Genomic DNA, 1,394 nt, shown 5'->3' with positions numbered 1-1,394 from the left:
GGCACATTCACTTCGGTGAATGTGCTTTTTGTTTACTCATGAATTAAACTAATCCGGATAAAGAAGTTGTCAATATTTCGAAAACCAAAACAGTTACGCTTTAATGCCTTGATTTTACGATTAAGTCCTTCAATTGGACCGTTGGAAAATGGATAACGACAACTGTTTAGAAGGGCTGAACCATTTTTGATAAACGTGTTGATCGTTATGTCCATTTGATTACTAGTGGGTTGGTAGTTAGTAAGTAAGGATTGGAACGCATTAGCATCCTTTTGGTGTATGGCACTTAAGATACCTTGATAGGTTTGATACACAGATCTAAATCTGGGAAAAGCGTCTAGAGCTAAATCAATGGCGTTTTGTTGCGTCATATACTCGTTAATTCCGCGTAAATAAACAGCCTTAGAATCATTAACTTTTATTTCATCAAGATGAAATAAACGCCATTGAGATTTTAAAATATGATAAATTCGTGAATGCTTATCTTGGATAGTACGAATGGTCTGCGTGCGTTCATTATCTAAGGCACGCCCAGCCAGTTGAATAATATGGAAACGATCGATAATCGTGGCCGCATTGGGAAATAAGCGATGAATGAAGCTGCCATATTCAGCATTCATGTCAATCGTCACTGATTGAACTTGGGCACGTTCTTGAACCGAAAAACGAGCTTCAAAGTAGTCAATGATATCTTTACTTAGCCGATCTTTTAAAGTAACAATTCGGCGATGACTAACGGCATCGCAACAATTAAAGGACATCCAGTGATTACAGGAACGAAATTCATCAAAGCAAAGATTCTCTGGGAGATGTTTAACACGATAGGCTAAGTGAATATTGGCATTTAGGATTCGTTGAACACTGCTTGGCGAAATTCCACAAAGTTTAGCAATTTCTTTACTCGTCAACATATCGCGTGCCAAAACGATCACTTGATGTTTGATATTATGTGTGAAAGTTTCGTTACGATTAACCAACTTAGTTTTAGCACCACAGGTTTTTGAACAATCTTTACATTGGTATCTTTGACGTTTTAAATGCATTTCGTAACGACCACCGGATAAGGTTCCTAAACGCAGGTGACTCATGTGAGTTCCGTTTTTAATTAAGCTTTTATGGCCACAATGTGGGCACTTTAAAAGTTGATAAGACAAAGTTGCATGGACGACATGAATACGTTGGTTTGTGGAACACCGTTCTTTAGAAATACCAGTGACAATTAAGTTTGGGTCTGTTATTTCGAATAAGCATAAGATAGAATTAGTTAGGGACATCTGAATTTCCTCTTTTCGATTTGTTTTGGCGATTAAATCGTAGCACAAAGAGGACAGATGTCCTTTTTTATTTTTCTGATTTTCAAAACAGACAAAAAACCGGTATTAGTTATTCACCAA

General features: G+C 37.0%; 1 protein-coding gene. It reads right to left on the bottom strand.

Features of this window, described 5'->3' with window-relative positions:
- Positions 1 to 32: 32 nt before the first annotated feature.
- Positions 33 to 1,274: an ISL3 family transposase gene (locus PPA04_RS09455; RefSeq protein WP_063697918.1), complete on the bottom strand. Its 1,242-nt coding sequence runs from the start codon at positions 1,272 to 1,274 to the stop codon at positions 33 to 35.
- Positions 1,275 to 1,394 lie beyond the last annotated feature (120 nt).

Source organism: Pediococcus parvulus (genome assembly GCF_007990205.1).
In the GTDB taxonomy this organism is placed as follows: domain Bacteria; phylum Bacillota; class Bacilli; order Lactobacillales; family Lactobacillaceae; genus Pediococcus; species Pediococcus parvulus.
The sequence above is the reverse complement of the archived record's forward strand: the minus strand, read 5'-3'. Positions and strand labels throughout refer to the sequence as shown.